The following is a 233-nucleotide window of genomic DNA, read 5'->3' as shown; positions in this document are numbered from 1 at the left end:
CGAACACAGAAGTTAAGCTTCAACGCGCCGAAAGTAGTTGGGGGATCGCTCCCTGCGAGGATAGGGCATTGCCATGCTGATATGACCCATTAGTCAAGCGGTTAAGACACCAGCCTTTCACGCTGGTATCGTGGGTTCGAATCCCGCATGGGTCATTTATGGAGGATTAGCTCAGTTGGGAGAGCATCTGCCTTACAAGCAGAGGGTCACAGGTTCGAGCCCTGTATCCTCCA

2 tRNA genes are annotated in these 233 nt (G+C 52.8%); both read left to right on the top strand.

Features of this window, described 5'->3' with window-relative positions:
- The first annotated feature begins 83 nt into the window (after positions 1-83).
- Positions 84-155: transfer RNA gene (locus QOS03_RS09380), tRNA-Glu, on the top strand.
- 5 nt (positions 156-160) lie between these two features.
- A tRNA-Val gene (locus QOS03_RS09375) sits at positions 161-233 on the top strand.

It is taken from the genome of Limosilactobacillus pulli (assembly GCF_947381555.1).
Lineage (GTDB): Bacteria > Bacillota > Bacilli > Lactobacillales > Lactobacillaceae > Limosilactobacillus > Limosilactobacillus pulli.
The sequence above is the reverse complement of the archived record's forward strand: the minus strand, read 5'-3'. Positions and strand labels throughout refer to the sequence as shown.